Raw genomic sequence first — 21,027 nt, 5'->3', positions numbered from 1 at the left:
GCCATCCTTACGCCTGTTGACGGGATTGAGCATACACCCACGCGGAATACAAAAATGCCGACTCCCGCAGGAACCGGCATTCACACTCAGCGCACCATGCAGGGACGCTTGTTGTTAAACGTCCAGTCCGGGATGAGATATTGCATCGCCATCGCGTCATCGCGCGCGCCGAGGCCGTGCTTTTGATACAGCTCGTGCGCTTTCATCAGTTGATCCATATCCAGCTCGACGCCCAGTCCAGGCGTGGTCGGCACTTGAACCATGCCGCCTTTGATCTCGAACGGTTGCTTGGTCAGGCGCTGATTACCTTCCTGCCAAATCCAGTGCGTATCGATGGCGGTAATCTTGCCCGGAGCGGCCGCCGCGACGTGGGTGAACATCGCCAGTGAGATATCGAAGTGGTTGTTAGAGTGAGAACCCCAGGTCAGGCCGAACTCATGACACATTTGCGCCACCCGCACGGAGCCTTGCATCGTCCAGAAGTGCGGGTCTGCCAGTGGGATATCAACGGATTGCAGCGACAATGTGTGACCCATCTGGCGCCAGTCGGTGGCGATCATGTTGGTCGCGGTCGGCAAACCGGTGGCGCGGCGGAACTCGGCCATCACTTCGCGCCCGGAGAAGCCCTGCTCTGCGCCACACGGATCTTCCGCGTACGCCAGCACGCCTTTCAGCTGTTTGCCGATGCCGATCGCTTCATTGAGCGACCACGCCCCGTTCGGATCGAGGGTGACGCGCGCCTGCGGGAAGCGTTTCGCCAGCGCGACAATCGACTCAGCCTCTTCTTCGCCCGCCAGCACGCCGCCCTTCAGTTTGAAATCGTTAAAGCCGTATTTTTCGTAAGCCGCTTCGGCCAGACGCACCACTGCATCCGGGGTCATGGCTTCGTCGTGGCGCAGGCGATACCAGTCACATTTTTCGTCCGGCTGACTCTGGTATTCCAGCGGTGTCAGTTTGCGATCGCCCACGAAGAACAGATAGCCGAGCATTTCGACTTCGCTGCGCTGCTGACCTTCACCGAGCAGCGAAGCGACGTTGACGCCTAAGTGCTGGCCCAGCAGATCTAACATCGCGGCTTCGATCCCGGTCACCACGTGAATGGTGGTGCGCAGATCGAAAGTTTGCAGCCCGCGCCCGCCCGCATCGCGGTCGGCAAAGGCACCGCGAACGGCGTTTAAGACATTTTTGTATTCGCCAAGGGTTTTACCCACCACCAGCGGGATTGCGTCTTCCAGGGTTTTGCGGATCTTCTCGCCGCCAGGAATTTCCCCCACGCCCGTGTGGCCGGAGTTGTCTTTGATAATCACAATGTTGCGGGTAAAGAACGGAGCATGGGCACCGCTCAGGTTCATCAGCATGCTGTCGTGGCCCGCAACGGGAACAATCTGCATGGACGTCACAACAGGGGTAGAAAACGTGTTCATCGTGCAATCCTTTTGATTAGTGGCGACCGAACGCCGGGCGTTTGCGGTCAAATGTCCAACCGGGAACGAGATACTGCATCGGGCCCGCGTCATTGCGCGCACCGCCCGGCAGCTTCTTGTACAGCTCGTGCGCCTTGTGGATCTGATCCCAGTCCAGCTCGACGCCCAGCCCCGGCGCATCCGGTACGGCAATCTTGCCGTCTTTAATCTCCAGCGGATTTTTGGTCAGGCGCGCGTCGCCCTCCTGCCAGATCCAGTGCGTATCGATAGCCGTTGGCTTACCCGGCGCCGCGGCTCCGACGTGGGTAAACATCGCCAGTGAAATATCGAAATGGTTGTTCGAGTGACAGCCCCAGGTCAGGCCCAAGTCGTCGCACAGCTGCGCGACACGCACCGCGCCGGAGAGCGTCCAGAAGTGCGGATCGGCCAGCGGAATATCCACCGAATTGAGCATGACTGCATGGCCCATTTCTCGCCAGTTTGTGGCGATCATATTGGTCGCTACCGGCAGCCCCGTCGCGCGGCGGAACTCGGCCATCACCTCGCGACCGGAGAATCCCTGCTCAGCTCCGCACGGATCTTCCGCATACGTGAGCACGTCGTTCAGCCCTTTGCACAGTGATATCGCTTCATCCAGCAGCCAGGCGCCGTTCGGATCGACGGTGATCCGCGCGTCCGGGAAACGTTTTTTCAGGGCGCGGGCGCTGTCGATCTCTTGCTCACCCGGCAGCACGCCGCCTTTGAGTTTGAAATCTTTAAAGCCGTAGCGGTCCTGCGCGGCTTCAGCCAGACGCACCACCGCCTCGCTGGTGAGCGCTTCCTGATGGCGCAGGCGATACCAGTCATGCTTACTGGGCGTTTCAGCCAGATACGGCAGATCGGTTTTCTGCCGATCGCCGACGTAGAACAGATACCCAAGTACGGTGACTGCATCGCGCTGTTTACCTGGGCCTAAAAGTTCGCACACCGGGACGTTCAGCGCTTTGCCGAGGAGATCGAGCAGCGCCGCTTCGAGCGCAGCCACCGCATTGACCCGCAGTTCGAACGTCCAGGCCCCTTTACCAAAGGTGTCAAAATCGGCAGCCTGATTGCCTTTGTGAACCTGCTGCACCACTTTGTTCAGGCGAGCGATTTGCTGACCGACCACCATTGGAATCGCGTCGAGCAAGGTCTGAAGAATCACTTCTCCGCCTGGCGCTTCACCGACACCGGTATTCCCTGTGCTGTCCGTGAGCACCACGATATTGCGGGTAAAGTACGCGTTGTGCGCGCCGCCAATGTTCAGCAGCATACTGTCGAAGCCAGCCACCGGAATGACCTGCATATCGGTAATTATTGGACTTGATTGAGTATTCATCATGCTCGCCCCGTGACCGGTTTGAGTTCAACGCGTTTGATATCGCCCACCAGCACCAGATAACTCAGGACCGCCACCAGCGCGTGGACGCCGACGTAAATCAGCGCACCGTTGAAGGAGCCGGTGGTGCCGACGATATAGCCGATGGCAATCGGGGTGACGATGCCGGAAATGTTACCGAACATATTAAACAGCCCGCCGCTGAGACCGCTGATCTCTTTCGGCGCGGTGTCAGCCATGACTGCCCAGCCCAGCGCACCAATCCCCTTGCCGAAGAAGGCCATCGCCATAAAGCCGATAATCATCCACTCGGCGTTGACGTAGTTACAGAACACCATCGTCATGGAGAGCAGCATGCCCAGCACAATTGGCGTTTTTCGCGCAATATTCAGCGAACCGGTACGACGCATCAGCCAGTCGGAAATTACCCCGCCGAGCACGCCGCCGATAAAGCCGCACACCGCCGGAACCGAGGCGACAAATCCCGCTTTCAGAATTGACATCCCGCGCGCCTGCACCAGATAGACCGGGAACCAGGTGATAAAGAAGTAAGTTAAGGCGTTAATGCAGTATTGGCCGAGGTAGATACCAATCATCATCCGCGAGCCAACCAGCTGTTTGATTTGCAGCCATTTTTGGCTAAACGGAACTTTGGCTTTGGCGCTTTTCTGATCCATGTTGATCAGTCCGCCACCCTCGGCGATGTAATCCAGCTCTTTCTGGTTCACACCGGGATGCTGGTTCGGCTCGTGGATCACTTTGAGCCAGACAAAGCTGATGATGATCCCCAGTCCTCCCATAAAGAAGAAGACATGTGACCAGCCCACTTCGTGGGTCAACCAGCCCATGATCGGGGCGAAAATGACCGTGGCGAAATACTGGGCGGAGTTAAAAATCGCCACCGCCGTGCCCCTCTCCTGCGCCGGGAACCAGGCCGCGACGATACGGCTGTTGCCCGGGAAGGAAGGCGCTTCCGCTAAACCAACGAGGAATCGTAAGGTGAAGAGGGCAACGATGATGCCGAAGCCGTTGAAGATATCGACGAAGCCCTGCAGCAGGGTAAACATCGACCAGATAAAAATGGACCAGAAATAGACGCGTTTCGAGCCGAATCGGTCGAGCAGCCAGCCGCCAGGGATTTGGCCAATCACGTAGGCCCATGAGAATGCGGAGAAGACGTACCCCATGCCGACCGGATCGAGGCCGATATCTTTCGCCATTTCAGAACCGGCAATCGACAGCGTGGCGCGGTCGCCATAGTTAAAGGACGTGACGATAAACAGCATCACCACTATCCAGTAGCGAGCATTAGTGCGCTTCTCAGCGCTGCTCGCCGCTTGGCTTAATGTACTCATTGTTGCACTCCTGAATCTTGGCTTGCGCCAGGTTCATTCTGTACGACATAACCTGTAGGGTAATCAGAATGAGAGGTTAGTGTTTTGCAGTTTTGGTACGGCTTTCCTGAAATATCAGTGCCGTTTTATGGTTTCTAACTGCATTTTTGTAACTGACGGGGAAAGTATATGTAAGGGGAGGCCGCTCTCTCACCGTGCATCAACACAACATTGGAAGGCCGGTCTGAGGTTGTTTGTGGCAAAAGCCCAAGGGAGTGGAAGGTGGTTCACGAAAATGGGGAAGAGTGTGAAGTTGGTTGCCGGGTGGCGGCTGCGCCTTACCCGGCAAAAGGCTACTTGAGCAACGCGCCCCACTGCTCAACCCACGGATTAGACTCGCTTTCTGGCTCAGGGTGCTCGCCAGCATCGATCAACAGCATCTCACCCACGCGCTGGGCGCTCTGTTCCTGCAACAGGGCATCAAACTGTTTGCCACCGCCGCAGAAATTAGCGTAGCTGCTGTCACCGAGAGCAATGATGCCGTAGCGGGTATTAGGCTGATGGCCTAATTTATCTTTGATTGACTGAAAGAGCGGCACGATGCTGTCCGGCAGATCGCCTTGTCCGGTTGTGGATGTCACCACCAGCACGTACTTGTCTTGGTATTTTTCCCAATCGGAGAGATCGGGATCTTCATAGACCGTCGCTTTATGCCCCTGACCGATCAGAATCGCCTCGGCCTCTTCGGCCACCAGCAGCGAGTTACCGTACATTGTGCCGACAAAAATGCCTACTTCAGCCATGCTTCACTCCCTTTATTATCGCTATTGCTGTTCATCCTGAACGTTGCTCGCCACAAACTCAACCCTTTCATTTTCGGGGAGTTGTCCGATCCAGCCAAACTGTGACAGCGCCTGCATCCAGACGTCATCCAGCCCCGCGCGGATCACCAGCGGCTCGCCGGTGAACGGGTGCGTCAGACTGAGCTGGCTGGCGTGCAGCATCAGGCGGTTGCAGCCAAAATGTTCGGCGGCGCTGCGGTTCTGGCGCAAATCACCGTGCTTGCTGTCACCAATAATCGGATGACGCAGATGGGAGAGATGGCGGCGCAGCTGGTGCTTGCGACCGGTTTTCGGTTCCAGTTCTACCAGTCCGTAGCGCGTGGTCGGGAATTTACCGGTGGCAACGGGCATTTCGACCGTCGCCAGACCGCGATAATCGGTCACCGCAGGTTGAGGATCTTTATTTTCACGGGCAAATTTATCGGCGATTTTATCCAGCTCTTCGACCAGCGGATAATCGAGCGTCGCGTCGTCCATCAGCCAGCCGCGCACAATAGCGTGATAGCGTTTTTGAATTTGATGCTGTTCGAACTGCTGAGATAAAAGCCGCCCGGCTTCACTGGAAAGGCCCATCAGCAGGACGCCCGAGGTCGGTCGGTCCAGACGATGAACGGTAAACACGTGCTGACCAATCTGGTCGCGCACGGTCTGCATCACCACGACTTTCTCATCGCGATCCAGCCAGCTACGGTGCACCAGCCAGCCAGAAGGTTTATTGACCGCGACCAGCCACTCGTCCTGGTAGAGGATCTCAATGGTCATGCCTGGCCGCCAGCAAACAGCGTATCCAGACGTTGCAGTTCAATCAGTACGACATCGCGCACCGGATGCTGCGCATCCAGCGCCATTTCGTAATATGGGGCGACGGCAAAATCATGCGGAAGCGGATAACCTCCGTCCAGCAGCGAATGCAGGCGTGGAATGAGCACCCATTGCAGCCATTCAAACGGCTCAAGGGTGTCCAGGCAGAAAGGCTGGGTGCTTTCGAATGCCTCTGGCTGCGGCGCCGTTGCCTGCCACAGCTGATGGTGGCGCAACAGAGCCTCGATGGCGTGCAACTGCGCACGAACGCTGTCGTTATGCGTCATAAAAACCTCAACTGAAAAACTGAACGGCGCGCAGCATAGCATTGCGGAACGTAGAAATAAAAAAAGGGAGCACTGTATAAACAGTGCTCCCGGTTCGTTTCGCAGCATTCCAGCTACAATTTGTGCTCCCTGCTCGTCCGTGACAACTTTTCCAGTGGCCGTGAGGCCTGGTCATCCGTAACCGCGCATCCTGCTCACATCGTCCTGATGCGAATGTTCCATCCTGAAACGTCCTGGCCTTCCTGACCCACCGGGCATCATGTCCGGTTCTCATTCTCCGTCCTGGAGGTGTCCCTTACGCATCCTGCGTTATCCTTTTGCTTCAATCCTGAAGCCTTCCTGCAGCGCCATCCTGACGTATCCTGTGTGAGAAATGTCATCATCCTGATGTTCATCTCTCGTGTCGTCATCCTGTCGACGGGATATAGAATCCCCTATTACGCTTCGTCTTACAACCCACCTACACAGACTTACATTCATCACGCGTTGAGTAACAGTGAAGAGATGTTAATCTAACAATATGAAATTATTAATTTTTAATGGGTTTGTCGCTGAAGTATTATCGATTTATTGCGGTGATCTCTCACAAAGCGTGTAAGAGATCTCTCACAAAAGCTGTAGCACAACGGATTACAAAACGGGTTCAAGCTGAGTGAGGAATTCCGCAAGTGAGGGGGCGAGAATTTCGCGCTTGCGGGTACCGAGCGTCTCTTTAATCACTTCACCATTCAGATTACAGACAGCGATCACATCCAGTTCGCTGTCCAGCGTGGCGATAAATAACGTCGGTGCAAGCTTCAGGCGTTTTTGCGTCACCAGATGACCAATCAAGTTCTCCTGAACTCGCTGGAAATCGTCTTCGCTCCAGGTTTGTAGCAGCGTCAGCGTTTCACTGGCGAAACGGGCGCGCATATCCCCGGCAAACTGTGTGGTATAGAACGCATGAACGACTGGTTGTACCACAATGTCCATCGCGCGTTCAACCGCATTTACATTCTGTTCTAGCGTGAAGGGCTGCGGCTGCCAGATAACCTTATCGTCCAGGCTCGTGATAATGCACGGCGACGGCACGCCGTATAACTCCTCACTCTGCGGCCACGTTTCATTCTTCTGATGCCAGGCATCGCAATAGCGCGTGGTGAACGCTGTCAGGGCATTTGCAGTTTCAATATCCACCGATTTCTCTCTTCACGTAAGACAGGATAAACTTGGCCTATAGTTTACCTGCAAAGTGACCACGAAACATGTCTTACGAAAACCATCAGGCGTTATCAGGCTTAACGCTGGGCAAAACTACCGCCTACCGCGACACCTATGATGCCAGCCTGTTACAAGGCGTTCCACGCAGTCTGAACCGCGATCCGCTCGGACTGAAGGTCGATACTCTTCCCTTTGTCGGCGGCGATATCTGGACGCTTTACGAACTCTCATGGCTCAACGCTCGTGGTCTACCTCAGGTTGCCGTGGGTCACGTTGAGCTGGATTACGCCAGTCTTAATCTGGTCGAATCCAAAAGTTTTAAGCTCTATCTTAATAGTTTCAACCAGACGCAGTTTGACTCCTGGGAAGATGTCCAGCGCACGTTAGAACGCGATCTGAGCGCATGTGCACAGGGGAAAGTGACCGTAGCCCTTTATCGTCTGAATGAGCTGGAAGGCCAGCCAGTTGCCCACTTCCACGGCACCTGTATCGACGATCAGGACATCACCATTGAGAGCTACGAATTCAGCACCGATTACCTGCACAATGCCGCTGGCGAAAAAGTCGTTGAAGAGACGCTGGTCAGCCACCTGTTGAAATCCAACTGCCTGATCACCCATCAGCCCGACTGGGGCTCAGTACAGATTCAATATCGCGGCCCGAAGATCGACCGGGAAAAACTGCTGCGCTATCTGGTGTCGTTCCGCCATCACAACGAATTTCACGAGCAGTGCGTGGAGCGTATTTTCAATGACATCCAGCGCTTCTGCCACCCGGAGAAACTGAGCGTGTACGCGCGTTATACCCGTCGCGGCGGGCTAGATATCAACCCCTGGCGCACCAATACGGACTTTGTTCCGGCGACCGGACGGCTTGTTCGTCAGTAAATTTTTGCAATTTGCGTAGCGTATTCCACTGCTAAGGTTGTGAAACGTCATAAGCCGGGGCTATTGTAATCAACAGGGAAAGAAGAACTTCATCCCATAAGGAGCTCACTTGATTACACATATTAGCCCGCTTGGCTCAATGGATATGTTGTCGCAGCTGGAAGTGGACATGCTTAAACGCACGGCCAGCAGTGACCTTTATCAGCTGTTTCGTAACTGTTCACTTGCCGTTCTGAACTCCGGAAGCCTGACAGATAACAGTAAAGAGCTGCTGTCTCGCTTTGAAAGCTTTGATATCAACGTACTGCGCCGCGAACGTGGCGTGAAGCTTGAAGTGATTAATCCGCCGGAAGATGCCTTTGTTGACGGGCGAATTATTCGCTCATTGCAAGCCAACCTGTTCGCCGTGTTGCGCGACATCCTGTTTGTTAACGGACAAATTCACAATGCCGGGCGTTTCCAGCACCTTAATCTGGAAAGCTCGGTACACATGACCAACCTGGTCTTCTCCATTCTGCGTAATGCCCGCGCGCTGCACGTCGGCGAAGCGCCAAATATGGTCGTCTGCTGGGGCGGTCACTCCATCAACGAAACCGAATACCTCTACGCTCGCCGCGTGGGGACCCAACTCGGTCTGCGCGAGCTGAACATTTGTACCGGCTGCGGTCCGGGTGCGATGGAAGCGCCGATGAAAGGTGCCGCCGTAGGCCACGCGCAGCAGCGTTATAAAGAAGGGCGATTCATTGGCATGACCGAACCGTCAATCATCGCAGCGGAGCCACCGAACCCGCTGGTGAATGAATTGATCATCATGCCGGATATCGAAAAACGTCTGGAAGCATTCGTGCGAATCGCGCACGGGATAATCATCTTCCCTGGCGGCGTCGGTACGGCAGAAGAGCTGCTTTATCTGCTGGGTATTCTGATGAATCCGGCGAATAAAAATCAGGTCTTACCGCTTATCCTCACCGGACCAAAAGAGAGCGCCGATTACTTCCGCGTGCTGGACGAATTTATCGTGCACACGCTGGGCGAGGCAGCGCGCAGCCACTATCGCATTATCATTGACGATGCCGCTGAAGTGGCGCGTCAGATGAAAAAGGCGATGCCACTGGTCAAAGAGAACCGTCGTGATACCGGTGACGCCTACAGCTTTAACTGGTCGATTCGTATCACGCCCGATCTGCAAAAGCCGTTTGAGCCATCGCACGAAAACATGGCGAACCTGAAACTGTATCCCGACCAGCCAGTCGAGGTGTTAGCGGCGGATCTGCGCCGTGCGTTCTCAGGCATCGTGGCCGGTAACGTCAAAGAGGTGGGTATTCGCGCTATCGAAGAGCACGGCCCTTACAAAATCCACGGCGACAGCGAGATGATGCGCCGTATGGACGACCTGCTGCAGGGCTTTGTTGCCCAGCACCGTATGAAGCTCCCAGGTTCAGCCTATATCCCATGCTATGAGATTTGCTCCTGACCACGAGCCTTTCTCACATCATTTAAGCCGGGCAACCCCCGGCTTTTTCATTTCTGCTGATAAAACATAGGCATTTCTTATCTCATTTACATTTTCAACTACAACGCAAACGATTACCTACTTTTTATAACCGCTATTTATCAGCCCTAATCGAAATTATCTGCAAGAAAAAACTAAAAAACGCCCTCTTTACAGCGCAAGCCACGTATCTCGCTATCCGATCTTTCACGCCGCATGTCGTTAATGGTAGCCTTCGCGCCCGTAAATCCGCTTTGACGTTTTATTAACAGTTTTTTGGTCTAAATATGCCCACTTCAAAAGTGGATTATTGCATTTGGGATCAGGATCACTGATACATTCATTACTTAAATGTATCTTTCCGCCCGCCAATAGTTACGGGCAAAAATTATAAAAAAACCGTCATTGAACGAATTTCATATTACCGTCAGGCCCTTTTTCATCGGAATTGACTAAAAAGCCTGACAAATTGCTTCCTCCAGGAGAAATAGATGGAAACCACTCAAACCAGCACCATTGCTTCGACAGAATCCCGAAGTGGATGGCGCAAAACGGATACCATGTGGATGCTGGGCCTGTACGGTACAGCAATCGGCGCGGGTGTCCTTTTCCTGCCAATTAACGCAGGCGTTGGCGGTCTGATTCCGCTGATCATCATGGCAATCATTGCCTTCCCGATGACTTACTTTGCACACCGTGGCCTGACCCGCTTTGTACTCTCCGGTAAAAACCCTGGCGAAGACATCACTGAAGTTGTTGAAGAACACTTTGGTATTGGCGCAGGCAAACTGATTACCCTGCTCTACTTCTTCGCGATTTACCCAATTCTGCTGGTTTATAGCGTGGCAATTACCAACACCGTTGAAAGCTTCATGACGCACCAGCTGCACATGACGCCGCCACCACGCGCCATTCTGTCTCTGATCCTGATCGTCGGTATGATGACCATCGTGCGCTTCGGCGAGCAGATGATCGTGAAAGCGATGAGCGTTCTGGTGTTCCCGTTTGTCATCGCCCTGATGGTGCTGGCATGCTACCTGATCCCACAGTGGAACAGTGCAGCGCTGGAAACTCTGTCCTTTAGCAGCGCATCAGCAACCGGTAACGGCCTGTGGATGACCCTGTGGCTGGCAATTCCGGTAATGGTGTTCTCCTTCAACCACTCCCCGATCATCTCCTCTTTCGCGGTAGCAAAACGTGAAGAATACGGTCAGGGCGCAGAGAAAAAATGTTCCAGCATCCTGGCACGCGCTCACATCATGATGGTTATCACCGTGATGTTCTTCGTGTTCAGCTGCGTGCTGAGCCTCTCCCCGGCAGATCTGGCAGCGGCAAAAGCACAGAACATCTCGATTCTGTCTTACCTGGCTAACCACTTTAACGCACCAGTGATTGCCTGGATGGCACCTATTATCGCGATTATCGCTATCACCAAATCCTTCCTCGGCCACTATCTGGGCGCACGTGAAGGCTTCAACGGTATGGTGATTAAATCTCTGCGCGGTAAAGGCAAAAGCATTGAAATCAACAAACTGAATAAAATCACCGCGCTGTTCATGCTGGTGACCACCTGGGCAGTTGCGACCATGAACCCGAGCATCCTCGGCATGATCGAAACTCTGGGCGGCCCAATCATCGCGATGATTCTGTTCCTGATGCCGATGTACGCGATTCAGAAAGTCCCGGCAATGCGTAAATACAGCGGCCATATCAGCAACGTATTCGTTGTGATTATGGGTCTGATTGCCATCTCCGCGATTTTCTTCTCTCTGTTCAGCTAATACCTCCTGCGCCGTCTTCGGGCGGCGCAATCCTCCTCTGACTGATAGCAATGGACGCATCATGATTAGCGTATTCGATATCTTCAAAATCGGTATTGGACCTTCCAGCTCTCATACTGTCGGGCCAATGAAAGCCGGTAAACAATTCACGGATGACTTGATTTCACGCGGCATTCTGCACGACGTTACACGCGTGGTTGTAGATGTATATGGCTCCCTGTCCCTGACGGGTAAAGGCCACCACACCGACATCGCCATTATTATGGGCCTGGCGGGCAACCTGCCGGACTCCGTCGATATTGATGCGATCCCTGGATTTATTCAGGACGTCAATACTCATGGCCGACTGCTGCTGGCCAACGGCGACCATGAGGTCGAGTTCCCCGTTGATAAGTGCATGAACTTCCATGCCGATAACCTCTCCCTGCACGAAAACGGGATGCGAATCACCGCACTGGCAGGCGAAAAGGCGATTTACAGCCAAACTTATTATTCCATCGGCGGCGGTTTTATCGTCGACGAAGACCACTTTGGTCAGGCCAGCGACTCTACCGTCGCGGTGCCGTATCCGTATAAAAACGCAGCTGATTTACAACGTCATTGCCAGGAAAGCGGTTTGTCACTGTCTGGCCTGATGATGAAAAACGAGCTAGCGCTGCACAGCAAAGAAGAGCTGGAACAGCACTTCAAAAACGTCTGGGATGTGATGCGCGGCGGTATCGAGCGCGGCATCACCACCGAAGGCGTGCTGCCGGGCAAACTGCGCGTTCCACGTCGTGCTGCTGCATTGCGCCGTATGCTGGTGAGCACCGACAAAACCACCACCGATCCGATGGCGGTCGTTGACTGGATCAACATGTTCGCGCTGGCCGTTAACGAAGAAAACGCCGCAGGCGGGCGCGTGGTGACTGCGCCAACCAACGGTGCGTGCGGTATCGTTCCGGCGGTTCTGGCGTACTACGACAAGTTCATCCGCGAAGTGAACGCTAACTCGCTGGCGCGCTATCTGCTCGTCACCAGCGCGATTGGCTCGCTGTACAAGATGAATGCTTCAATCTCCGGTGCCGAAGTGGGTTGCCAGGGCGAAGTCGGCGTGGCCTGTTCTATGGCGGCAGCAGGGCTGACGGAACTGCTGGGCGGTAGCCCGACGCAGGTCTGCATCGCGGCGGAAATCGGTATGGAACATAACCTCGGTCTGACCTGCGACCCGGTTGCCGGGCAGGTACAGGTGCCGTGCATCGAGCGTAACGCCATTGCCTCTGTTAAAGCGGTCAACGCCGCGCGTATGGCCCTGCGCCGTACCAGCGAACCGCGCGTCTGTCTCGATAAAGTTATTGAAACCATGTACGAGACCGGCAAAGACATGAACGCCAAATACCGCGAAACCTCTCGCGGCGGCCTGGCAATGAAAATCGTCACCTGCGATTAAAAGTGTGCGCCTCGCTTTTGCGAGGCGCCTTCCCAATTCCCTCACCATTCGTGGTTTCATCCTGCTGACAGTGTTACCCTTTATTTATCAACAGAAGGGAGATTATCTGTGGCTGTTCATTTGCTTATCGTCGACGCGCTCAACCTGATTCGCCGCATCCATGCGGTGCAAGGTACGCCCTGTAAAGACACTTGTTTGCATGCACTGGAGCAGCTGATTCGTCACAGCCAGCCCACGCATGTGGTTGCAGTGTTCGACGATGAAGCGCGGAACACTGGCTGGCGTCACCAACGGTTACCGGATTACAAAGCCGGTCGCGCGCCAATGCCAGACGATCTGCACGCTGAAATGCCCGCCATTCGCGCCGCCTTTGAGCAGCGCGGCGTCCCATGCTGGGGCGCTCATGGCAACGAAGCCGACGATTTAGCCGCAACGCTGGCAATAAAAGTGGCGAGCGCCGGACATCAGGCCACCATCGTCTCCACGGATAAAGGCTACTGTCAGCTGCTTTCCCCGACCATTCGCATCCGCGATTATTTCCAGAAGCGCTGGCTGGATGCGCCGTTTATCGCCAGCGAATTTGGCGTCTCGCCGCAGCAGCTCCCCGACTACTGGGGACTGGCCGGGATCAGCAGTTCAAAAATACCGGGCGTGGCGGGGATTGGGCAAAAAAGTGCGGCACAGCTGTTAACAGATTTTCAGGATCTGGAAGGGATTTACGCGCATCTGGACGATGTCCCTGAGAAGTGGCGTAAGAAGCTGGAAGCGCACAAAGAGATGGCGTTTATCTGCCGGGACGTCGCACGGCTACAGACGGATTTGCAGTTAGACGGGAATTTGCAGCAGTTACGGCTAGAGCGGTAGTCATTTGTCCGGCCTACGATTCAAGCCTTTGTAGGCCCGGTAAGCGGTAGCGCCACCGGGCATAAAACCGCATAAACGCCAACATCGTGCCGGGTGGCGGCTTCGCCTTACCCGGCCTACAAAATCAAAACCTTAATATGTTGTAGGCCCGGTAAGCGGTAGCGCCACCGGGCATAAAACCGTATAAACGCCAACATCGTGCCGGGTGGCGGCTTCGCCTTACCCGGCCTACAAAATCAAAACCTTAATATGTTGTAGGCCCGGTAAGCGCAGCGCCACCGGGCACAACAACAGGCACTATCGCTCGTCGCGACGCCCACCGACTGCAGCCCACCAGCGGCGAATATGCACGGTGACTTCTTCGCGATCATGATAGAGCTGACGTGCCTGAATCTCAGCATTAATCCCCTGTGCATTCAGCTGTTCCTGAATAAATGCCAGATTCTGGGACACCTCTTCGTAGCGCTTTTTCATTGGCAGCTTGAGGTTGAAGATCGTTTCACGGCACCAGCCATTGACCAGCCAGGTCGCCATTAGCGCGGCCACTTTCGCCGGTTTCTCCACCATATCGCACACCATCCAGGTGATGTTGTTACGCGTCGGGCGATAGCGGAAACCATCTTCACGCAGCCAGGTTACCTGCCCGGTATCCATCAGGCTTTGTGCCATCGGGCCGTTATCAACAGAAGCAACCCACATGTTGCGCTTCACCAGCTGATAGGTCCAGCCGCCAGGGCACGCGCCTAAATCAACGGCATGCATCCCATTCGCCAGACGCTCGTCCCACTCGTCGGCAGGAATAAAGACGTGGAACGCTTCTTCCAGTTTGAGCGTAGAACGGCTTGGCGCATCGGACGGGAACCTCAGACGCGGGATACCCATATAGAATGGCGAGTTGTTGGTCGTGTAGGAATAACCGGTATAACAGCAGCCTGGCGCGATAAAGAAGACATGCACCACCGGACGCTTTGGCGTTTCGTAGTTCGTCAGCACGCCCACCTCACGCAGCGCGGCGCGCAGCGGAACGGTGAGTTTGCGACAGAACTTCATCAGCTCTTTGCTTTCGTTCGTATCCGCGACTTCAACGCGCAGATCGCCGCCCTTCTCTACTACGCCCTGCAACATGCCGGAAATCGGTGAAATACGATCTTCTGGCGGCAAATCGGTCAGTAGCTCGCCCGCAGCAAACATCTGACGTGCGAAAATCAACGAGCTGAACGGCAACTTGCTGACGATCTTATCGGCATCGTCGGGCTGGTAGCATTCGAACACCACATAGCCCGAATGCTCTTTGACGCGGGCAAATCCGAAGACTTCCAGACGTGACGCTTTGTCAGTGATTTCAGCCGCGCACTCTTTCTCAAACCCTGGGCGACAATATAAAACAACCTTACTCATGAACAACGCCCCTGCGTTTCAGACGGATAGCTCCGATAAACATCAATACCCAGCCGGCAAGGAAGCTGACGCCGCCGACGGGTGTAACAAACGCCCACAGGCGTAAATGCGAAAGTGCGAGACAGTACAAACTGCCGCTAAAGAGCACGGTTCCAAGGGCGAGAAAAACACTGCTCCAGTAGAACCAAATGCTAATTCGGCGTTGCATCGCGACTGCTAGCCCAAAGATTGCCAGGGTATGAAACGCCTGATATTCAAGGCCGGTTTGGATCCAGCCCATCTCAACACCCCCTAAGGACTTGCTTAACACATGCGCGCCAAACGCGCCCAGTGCGACAAAAATAAAGCCACTCACTGCGGCAAAAATCAGCATGAAACGGCTGGTCATGTTTCTGTCCTAAAAGTTATGCGTGCCCGGCACACAAAAGAGATGATTACTCATACCGAAAGCGGAATTTTTCTTGCTCATGTGCCGCCTTCGCCAGTATCCACTGCCGGAAGGCGGCTATTTTACCCAGTTCTGCCTGACTGTCATGACAAACCAGATAAAATGCATTCTTACTGACCAGAACATCATTAAACGGACAGACCAGGCGGCCTGCCTCAATTTCGGACTGGGCCATCACGTTGTTTGCCAACGCCACACCCTGTCCGTGAATAGCAGCCTGTAACACCATCGCACTGTGGCTGAAAATGGGGCCATGCTGCACATTTATATGATTAAGACCCAACTGGCGGGTATAAGTTTGCCAGTCACGTCGAGAAGCGTCGTGTAAAAGCGTATGTTGCGCCAGATCGGCAGGCGTTTTCAACGCTTTGTCGCCGGTGAGTAACAGCGGAGAACACACCGGCAAGAGATATTCTGCGTATAATTTTTCAACACGCAAGCCCGGCCAGTTGCCGCGACCATAAAAAATAGCCACATCGACATCGTCCGCAAGTTTGTCTTCCTGACGGTCGACGGCCTGGATTCTGACATCGATTCCCGGATAAGCTGAGTTAAAGCTAGAGAGTCTTGGCACCAGCCAATGAATCGCAAAACTGGGCAATAAACTGACCGTCAGTGCACCTTTTGCGCTTCGCGCCTGAAGTTTGCGCGTCGCCTCGGTGAGCTGAGAAAAAATGTCTTTGATATCCTGAAAATAGCTCTGCCCTTCTTCCGTCAGAAGCAGCGAACGATTACGACGGCGAAACAGCTTAAGCCCCAGGAAATCCTCCAGGGACTTGATTTGATGACTTACTGCGGCCTGCGTCACAAAAAGCTCATCAGCCGCGCGCGTAAAGCTAAGATGGCGTGCTGCGGCATCAAAAACTCGTAATGCATTTAGGGGTGGTAATCGCTTAGACATGGTTATCAGGCTTAGATGTTAAAAGGATTTAACACATAGGAAACAACGTTTAACCTATTAGTTTTTTTTATCTGAGCCATTATAATTTGTCCGTTGAGGAACTACCAGCAAATACCTATAGTGGCGGCACTTCCTGAGCCGGAACGAAAAGCTTTTTTTGGAATGCGTGTTCTGAAGGGCTTTTGGCTTACGGTTGTGATGTTGTGTTGTTGTGTTTGCAATTGGTCTGCAATTCAGATCACGGTAGCAAAGCTACCCTTTTTTCACTTCCTGTACATTTACCCTGTCTGTCCATAGTGATTAATGTAGCACCGCCTATTTGCGGTGCTTTTTTTTGGTCTAAATTCTGTTACTTATCCAGCTCAACCATCTCTTTCACGTCAGTGCGGTTGATCTGCTGCTTGTTGCCGTTCGCATCCTTGTACGAAATCATCCCGGTTTCATCGTCAGTTTTCGGTTTCCCGTCAGAGACAATGGTTCGACCATCATTGGTATGCATCACGTAGTTGTTACCAGAACAGGCGCTCAGGGCAAAAGTAAAAACACAGGCAGAAATGATTGCGGCAGTCTTGTTCATAATTTTCTCCATTAGCAATTAATGCTATTTAATCCTCGATTTCAGACAGGCTAAAACATTCACCTAACACTATTCAGCATAACCTGCTTCTCGAGACCTGCCAGGACAAACAGACAATTCCGATAGCGATCAACAACCTTGCCCTGCCGCAAAAATTGCGCGACGATCTCAGTATTGATATGAGGAATTCCATGAACGCTTTCAGTCCTGCGCACTTTCGCGCACAGTTCCCGGCGCTGTCCGATGCCGGTGTTTATCTGGATAGTGCCGCCACTGCTCTCAAGCCTTTAGCGGTGATCGACGCCACGCATCAGTTCTACAGCCTGAGCGCCGGGAATGTGCATCGCAGCCAGTTTGCCGAGGCGCAGCGTTTAACCGCGCGCTACGAAGCCGCGCGCGATCAGGTCGCCCGCCTGCTCAATGCTGAAAGCGGTAAAAATATCGTCTGGACGCGCGGAACGACCGAGGCCATCAATATGGTCGCGCAATGTTACGCGCGCCCACTTCTGCAACCGGGCGATGAGATTATCGTCAGCGAAGCGGAACACCACGCCAATCTGGTGCCGTGGCTGATGGTTGCGGAACAAACGGGAGCGCAGGTTATTAAGTTGCCGTTAGGCGCTGATTTGCTACCTGATGTCGCGCGGTTACCTGAACTCATCACCCCGCGCAGTCGGATTCTGGCGCTCGGCCAAATGTCGAACGTCACCGGCGGCTGCCCGGATCTGGCCCGCGCTATCGATATTGCCCATGCCAGTGGCATGATCGTGATGGTCGACGGCGCGCAGGGCGTGGTGCATTTTCCCGCTGACGTACGCAAGCTTGATATCGACTTTTATGCTTTCTCAGGCCATAAGCTCTATGGCCCGACCGGAATCGGCGCGCTGTACGGCAAACCGGAGCTGCTGGCGCAGATGACGCCGTGGCTGGGGGGCGGAAAAATGATCACTGAGGTGAGCTTTGATGGTTTCAAAACTCAGGAGATCCCTTACCGCCTCGAAGCCGGAACGCCTAACGTCGCAGGTGTCATTGGCCTGAGCGCCGCGCTGGAGTGGCTGGCTGACACGGATATCGTGCAGGCGGAAAGCTGGAGCCGCGGGCTGGCAACGCTCGCCGAAGAAGAGTTAAAAAAACGCCCGGGCTTTCGTTCCTTCCGCGTTCAGGACTCCAGCCTGCTGGCGTTTGATTTCGCGAGTGTACACCACAGCGATATGGTCACTCTGCTGGCAGAATATGGCATCGCACTGCGCGCCGGACAACATTGCGCCCAGCCTCTGCTGACGGCACTCGGCGTCAGCGGGACGCTCCGCGCTTCGTTTGCACCCTACAATACGCAAAGCGACGTGCATGCCCTGGTGGCTGCCGTTGACCGCGCTCTTGAACTATTGGTGGATTAATGACGAGTTCATCTTTAGCCGGACACCCTTTCGGCAGCGTAATCACTGAAGAGACGTTAAGGCAGACGTTCCTCCCCCTCGCACAGTGGGAAGATAAATATCGTCAACTGATCTTATTAGGCAAACAGCTTCCTGCACTTTCTGACGAACTCAAAGCGCAGGCAAAAGAGATTCCTGGTTGCGAGAACCGCGTCTGGCTAGGCGTGACGACCTCAGGGGAAAAGCTGCATTTCTTCGGCGACAGCGAAGGTCGTATCGTGCGGGGTTTACTGGCGGTGCTATTAACCGCCGTGGAAGGCAAAAGCGCGGATCAGCTTCTGCATGGCGATCCGCTGGCGCTATTTGATGACCTGGGACTGCGTGGTCAGCTCAGCGCCTCGCGCAGCCAGGGGCTGGCCGCGCTCAGCGAAGCAGTGCTGAATGCGGCCCGTCAGGTTCAAGCCTGACGATTGGCTTTTGCCATCATTTTCTTCAATGCGTGAGACACCGCGACGAAGCCAAAAGTCGCGGTAACCATCGTCGCCGCGCCAAAACCGGACGCACAGTCCATCCGTTTTGGCCCTTCGGCGGTGCTTTTCATGGCGCAAACGGAACCATCCGCCTGCGGGTAAACCAGCGCTTCAGTTGAGAACACACAATCCACGCCGAGCTTACCTTTGCTGTTTTTCACCACGTTAAAATCGCTTTTTAGCCTTTCGCGCAGTTTTGCCGCCAGCGGATCCTGAATAGTTTTTGCCAGATCGGTCACCTGGATTTGCGTCGGGTCGATCTGACCGCCCGCACCTCCGGTCGTCACCAGGGGCACTTTATAGCGACGGCAGTAGGCAATCAGCGCCGCTTTCGGGCGCACGCTGTCAATGGCATCAATCACATAGCTAAAACCGGCACTCATGTATTGCGCGACGTTATCCGCAGTGACGAAATCATCGATCACCGTGACGCGACACTCCGGGTTAATCAGACGAATACGATCGGCCATTACCTCAGCTTTCGCCAGCCCGACGTTATCGCGCAGGGCGTGGATCTGACGGTTGGTGTTGGTCACACACACATCATCCATATCAATAAGCGTGATCGCGCCAATGCCTGTACGCGCAAGCGCCTCAGCCGCCCAGGAACCGACCCCACCGATACCGACCACGCACACGTGCGCATCCGCAAACAGTTGCAGGGCTTTTTCACCATATAAACGCGCGGTGCCGCCAAAGCGTTGACGCCAGGCATCGCTGATTAACACAGACATAAGACCTCAGGATGTAAAAAGGGTGAGGTTTTATCCTCACCCTGCCCCTCTCTTCTATAGAGAAGGCGGTAAATATTACGCGCTATATTATCACATTCAGCCGCTGAAAACGCTGCCTGCACCGGGTGCTGGCTTGAGTACCCAGACGCGGCCGTAATGGTTATACCAGCCCGCGCGATGGCCTGCATCAGAGCCAATGCCTTGATAAATATCGAAGTGCTGGCCTTTGATAGCTCCCCCCACATCCAGCGCAACCATCAGGCGTAATTCGTATTGGCCGCTAAATTTGCCGTTGTTATCCAGTGTCGGCACTTCTGCCAACAGAGTGGTACCCGGCGGAATAATTGAACGATCCGATGCCACCGACGCGCGGCCAATCAGCGGAACCGCGCTGGCGCCTTTTACTGGCGCAAAGTTTTGCGGTTTAAAGAACACGAAGGACGGGTTCTGCTCCAGCAGTTCACGGACCTCGGCTTCGCTGTGTTTTTCACCCCACTCGCGAATCGCCTGCATCGACATATCTTCTTTCTTCACTTCGCCACGGTCGATCAGCACTTTGCCGATACTGCGGTAGGCGTGTCCGTTTTTACCAGAATAGCTAAAGAAGTTAAGCGGTGTGCCATCACCATAGTCAATGTATCCGCTGCCCTGAACATCCATGATGAAGTTGTCCATCAGCGAGTTGCTGTAGGCCAGAATATAGGTTTCGTTCAGTGCACCGGAATAGATCTCTGCGCGAGACGGTAGACGTCCACGTTTTGGCGGCATACGGTAGATAGGATACTGGAACTCGCCCTGACGGGTATGACGCGCCTGAACCACCGGTGTGTAGTAGCCGGTGAACTGGACGTTACCGTAGTTATCGGCCCCTTCCATCTGCCAGGCGTCAATGCCGTACTGGCGCATGGTGCGCGTATCGCCACCCGCGCGCAGCCAGTCCTGCACTGCGTTATAGACGCTGTTCTGCGAACCGTACAAACGCGGCGATGCGGTGCGAATCTGGTTCACCTGCTCAGCAAAGTCACCCGCATTGATCGGTGCGCCAACGGCATCGGGTTGGTTGACTAAAGAGAAAGGCTGGGAGAATTTCCCGTCTTTATATTGCTGACCACGATCGGTCGGCTTAGAGCTACAGGCCGCAAGAATCGCTACCATTGCGCCCGTCATCAGATACTTCGCCCAACGTCCTTTCATTATATCTCGTCTTAAAGTTGCCCTGAGTCTCTATAAAGAAGATAACAAACCGCTCAGGCTAATGAAATCTGATAGCGCATCCTGAGACAGGTTTTGCGCAATAATCATACGGATAACGCGATGTCGTTCAAATTACGTACTAATTTAGGAATTTATGAGAAAAAGGGTTGC

The 21,027-nt window shown here is 54.3% G+C and carries 20 protein-coding genes; 7 read left to right on the top strand and 13 right to left on the bottom strand.

What is annotated here, in order from left to right:
• Nucleotides 1-86: 86 nt before the first annotated feature.
• The 7 genes from gudD to syd all read right to left on the bottom strand — a co-directional run bounded on the left by gudD (nt 87) and on the right by syd (nt 7,221).
• Nucleotides 87-1,424 (bottom strand): glucarate dehydratase, encoded by a 1,338-nt coding sequence (gene gudD, locus C3708_RS10670; protein WP_095283173.1) that lies wholly within the window; start codon nt 1,422-1,424, stop codon nt 87-89.
• Nucleotides 1,425-1,440: 16 nt separating this feature from the next.
• Nucleotides 1,441-2,781, bottom strand: a complete 1,341-nt coding sequence (locus C3708_RS10665) for an enolase C-terminal domain-like protein (RefSeq protein WP_103949276.1) — start codon at nt 2,779-2,781, stop codon at nt 1,441-1,443.
• Nucleotides 2,781-4,136, bottom strand: a complete 1,356-nt coding sequence (locus C3708_RS10660) for an MFS transporter (protein WP_103946573.1) — start codon at nt 4,134-4,136, stop codon at nt 2,781-2,783. The genes C3708_RS10665 and C3708_RS10660 overlap by 1 nt, the downstream gene beginning before the upstream one ends.
• 332 nt (nt 4,137-4,468) lie before the next feature.
• Nucleotides 4,469-4,918 (bottom strand): flavodoxin, encoded by a 450-nt coding sequence (locus C3708_RS10650; RefSeq protein WP_103949228.1) that lies wholly within the window; start codon nt 4,916-4,918, stop codon nt 4,469-4,471.
• A 21-nt stretch (nt 4,919-4,939) separates the two neighbouring features.
• On the bottom strand, nt 4,940-5,719 hold the full coding sequence (gene truC, locus C3708_RS10645; RefSeq protein WP_103949227.1) for a tRNA pseudouridine(65) synthase TruC: 780 nt from the start codon (nt 5,717-5,719) through the stop codon (nt 4,940-4,942).
• Nucleotides 5,716-6,045: a YqcC family protein gene (locus C3708_RS10640; RefSeq protein ID WP_103949226.1), complete on the bottom strand. Its 330-nt coding sequence runs from the start codon at nt 6,043-6,045 to the stop codon at nt 5,716-5,718. Before C3708_RS10640 ends, truC begins: the two co-directional genes overlap by 4 nt.
• Nucleotides 6,046-6,675: 630 nt before the next feature.
• Nucleotides 6,676-7,221 (bottom strand): SecY-interacting protein, encoded by a 546-nt coding sequence (gene syd / locus C3708_RS10630; protein ID WP_103949225.1) that lies wholly within the window; start codon nt 7,219-7,221, stop codon nt 6,676-6,678.
• A gap of 68 nt (nt 7,222-7,289) precedes the next feature.
• On the opposite strand from syd, the gene queF reads away from it, so the two are divergent.
• The 5 genes from queF to xni all read left to right on the top strand — a co-directional run bounded on the left by queF (nt 7,290) and on the right by xni (nt 13,698).
• A complete protein-coding gene (gene queF, locus C3708_RS10625) occupies nt 7,290-8,132 on the top strand; it encodes an NADPH-dependent 7-cyano-7-deazaguanine reductase QueF (protein WP_103949224.1) in 843 nt (280 codons plus the stop codon).
• A gap of 109 nt (nt 8,133-8,241) precedes the next feature.
• Nucleotides 8,242-9,606, top strand: coding sequence for a nucleotide 5'-monophosphate nucleosidase PpnN (gene ppnN, locus C3708_RS10620; RefSeq protein ID WP_095283185.1), 1,365 nt, complete (start codon nt 8,242-8,244; stop codon nt 9,604-9,606).
• 509 nt (nt 9,607-10,115) lie between these two features.
• Nucleotides 10,116-11,405: an HAAAP family serine/threonine permease gene (locus tag C3708_RS10615; RefSeq protein WP_095283186.1), complete on the top strand. Its 1,290-nt coding sequence runs from the start codon at nt 10,116-10,118 to the stop codon at nt 11,403-11,405.
• Nucleotides 11,406-11,466: 61 nt separating this feature from the next.
• Nucleotides 11,467-12,834, top strand: a complete 1,368-nt coding sequence (locus C3708_RS10610; protein ID WP_103946576.1) for an L-serine ammonia-lyase — start codon at nt 11,467-11,469, stop codon at nt 12,832-12,834.
• A gap of 108 nt (nt 12,835-12,942) precedes the next feature.
• Nucleotides 12,943-13,698 carry a flap endonuclease Xni gene (gene xni / locus C3708_RS10605; protein WP_103946577.1) on the top strand — a complete coding sequence of 252 codons (756 nt, stop codon included), beginning with the start codon at nt 12,943-12,945 and terminating at the stop codon, nt 13,696-13,698.
• 297 nt (nt 13,699-13,995) lie between these two features.
• On the opposite strand, the gene rlmM is transcribed toward xni, so the two are convergent.
• From rlmM to C3708_RS10585, 4 genes are all read right to left on the bottom strand, one after another.
• Nucleotides 13,996-15,096: a 23S rRNA (cytidine(2498)-2'-O)-methyltransferase RlmM gene (gene rlmM, locus C3708_RS10600; protein ID WP_095283189.1), complete on the bottom strand. Its 1,101-nt coding sequence runs from the start codon at nt 15,094-15,096 to the stop codon at nt 13,996-13,998.
• The gene (locus C3708_RS10595; RefSeq protein ID WP_103949223.1) at nt 15,089-15,484 is read right to left on the bottom strand and encodes a DUF423 domain-containing protein; all 396 of its coding nucleotides are present in this window, start codon (nt 15,482-15,484) and stop codon (nt 15,089-15,091) included. Before C3708_RS10595 ends, rlmM begins: the two co-directional genes overlap by 8 nt.
• Before the next feature lie 46 nt (nt 15,485-15,530).
• Nucleotides 15,531-16,445: a glycine cleavage system transcriptional regulator GcvA gene (gcvA, locus tag C3708_RS10590; protein ID WP_095283191.1), complete on the bottom strand. Its 915-nt coding sequence runs from the start codon at nt 16,443-16,445 to the stop codon at nt 15,531-15,533.
• Between the two features lie 349 nt (nt 16,446-16,794).
• Nucleotides 16,795-17,022, bottom strand: coding sequence for a YgdI/YgdR family lipoprotein (locus C3708_RS10585; protein ID WP_095283192.1), 228 nt, complete (start codon nt 17,020-17,022; stop codon nt 16,795-16,797).
• Between the two features lie 191 nt (nt 17,023-17,213).
• Here C3708_RS10585 and csdA point away from each other — a divergent pair, with 191 nt between their 5' ends.
• A complete protein-coding gene (csdA, locus tag C3708_RS10580) occupies nt 17,214-18,419 on the top strand; it encodes a cysteine desulfurase CsdA (RefSeq protein WP_103949222.1) in 1,206 nt (401 codons plus the stop codon).
• Nucleotides 18,419-18,865, top strand: coding sequence for a cysteine desulfurase sulfur acceptor subunit CsdE (gene csdE, locus C3708_RS10575; protein ID WP_095283194.1), 447 nt, complete (start codon nt 18,419-18,421; stop codon nt 18,863-18,865). The genes csdA and csdE overlap by 1 nt, the downstream gene beginning before the upstream one ends.
• Here the strand turns inward: csdE and tcdA are convergent.
• Together tcdA and mltA are read right to left on the bottom strand one after the other, a co-directional pair.
• A complete protein-coding gene (gene tcdA / locus C3708_RS10570) occupies nt 18,856-19,662 on the bottom strand; it encodes a tRNA cyclic N6-threonylcarbamoyladenosine(37) synthase TcdA (RefSeq protein ID WP_095283195.1) in 807 nt (268 codons plus the stop codon). The two genes, csdE and tcdA, sit on opposite strands and share 10 nt — an antisense overlap.
• A gap of 96 nt (nt 19,663-19,758) precedes the next feature.
• Complete coding sequence (mltA, locus tag C3708_RS10565) at nt 19,759-20,856, bottom strand: murein transglycosylase A (RefSeq protein WP_103946580.1); 1,098 nt, start codon at nt 20,854-20,856, stop codon at nt 19,759-19,761.
• Nucleotides 20,857-21,027 lie beyond the last annotated feature (171 nt).

The organism is Lelliottia sp. 7254-16, from assembly GCF_002922995.1.
GTDB lineage: Bacteria > Pseudomonadota > Gammaproteobacteria > Enterobacterales > Enterobacteriaceae > Enterobacter > Enterobacter jeotgali.
This window is presented reverse-complemented; position numbering and strand designations above follow the sequence as displayed.

Bases quoted from the DNA above. Each gene is read 5' to 3' on its own strand.
- gudD (WP_095283173.1), bottom strand. From the start codon at position 1,424: ATGAACACGTTTTCTACCCCTGTTGTGACGTCCATGCAGATTGTTCCC.
- C3708_RS10665 (WP_103949276.1), bottom strand. From the start codon at position 2,781: ATGAATACTCAATCAAGTCCAATAATTACCGATATGCAGGTCATTCCG.
- C3708_RS10660 (WP_103946573.1), bottom strand. From the start codon at position 4,136: ATGAGTACATTAAGCCAAGCGGCGAGCAGCGCTGAGAAGCGCACTAAT.
- C3708_RS10650 (WP_103949228.1), bottom strand. From the start codon at position 4,918: ATGGCTGAAGTAGGCATTTTTGTCGGCACAATGTACGGTAACTCGCTG.
- truC (WP_103949227.1), bottom strand. From the start codon at position 5,719: ATGACCATTGAGATCCTCTACCAGGACGAGTGGCTGGTCGCGGTCAAT.
- C3708_RS10640 (WP_103949226.1), bottom strand. From the start codon at position 6,045: ATGACGCATAACGACAGCGTTCGTGCGCAGTTGCACGCCATCGAGGCT.
- queF (WP_103949224.1), top strand. From the start codon at position 7,290: ATGTCTTACGAAAACCATCAGGCGTTATCAGGCTTAACGCTGGGCAAA.
- C3708_RS10615 (WP_095283186.1), top strand. From the start codon at position 10,116: ATGGAAACCACTCAAACCAGCACCATTGCTTCGACAGAATCCCGAAGT.
- C3708_RS10610 (WP_103946576.1), top strand. From the start codon at position 11,467: ATGATTAGCGTATTCGATATCTTCAAAATCGGTATTGGACCTTCCAGC.
- rlmM (WP_095283189.1), bottom strand. From the start codon at position 15,096: ATGAGTAAGGTTGTTTTATATTGTCGCCCAGGGTTTGAGAAAGAGTGC.
- C3708_RS10595 (WP_103949223.1), bottom strand. From the start codon at position 15,484: ATGACCAGCCGTTTCATGCTGATTTTTGCCGCAGTGAGTGGCTTTATT.
- gcvA (WP_095283191.1), bottom strand. From the start codon at position 16,445: ATGTCTAAGCGATTACCACCCCTAAATGCATTACGAGTTTTTGATGCC.
- C3708_RS10585 (WP_095283192.1), bottom strand. From the start codon at position 17,022: ATGAACAAGACTGCCGCAATCATTTCTGCCTGTGTTTTTACTTTTGCC.
- csdA (WP_103949222.1), top strand. From the start codon at position 17,214: ATGAACGCTTTCAGTCCTGCGCACTTTCGCGCACAGTTCCCGGCGCTG.
- csdE (WP_095283194.1), top strand. From the start codon at position 18,419: ATGACGAGTTCATCTTTAGCCGGACACCCTTTCGGCAGCGTAATCACT.
- tcdA (WP_095283195.1), bottom strand. From the start codon at position 19,662: ATGTCTGTGTTAATCAGCGATGCCTGGCGTCAACGCTTTGGCGGCACC.
- mltA (WP_103946580.1), bottom strand. From the start codon at position 20,856: ATGAAAGGACGTTGGGCGAAGTATCTGATGACGGGCGCAATGGTAGCG.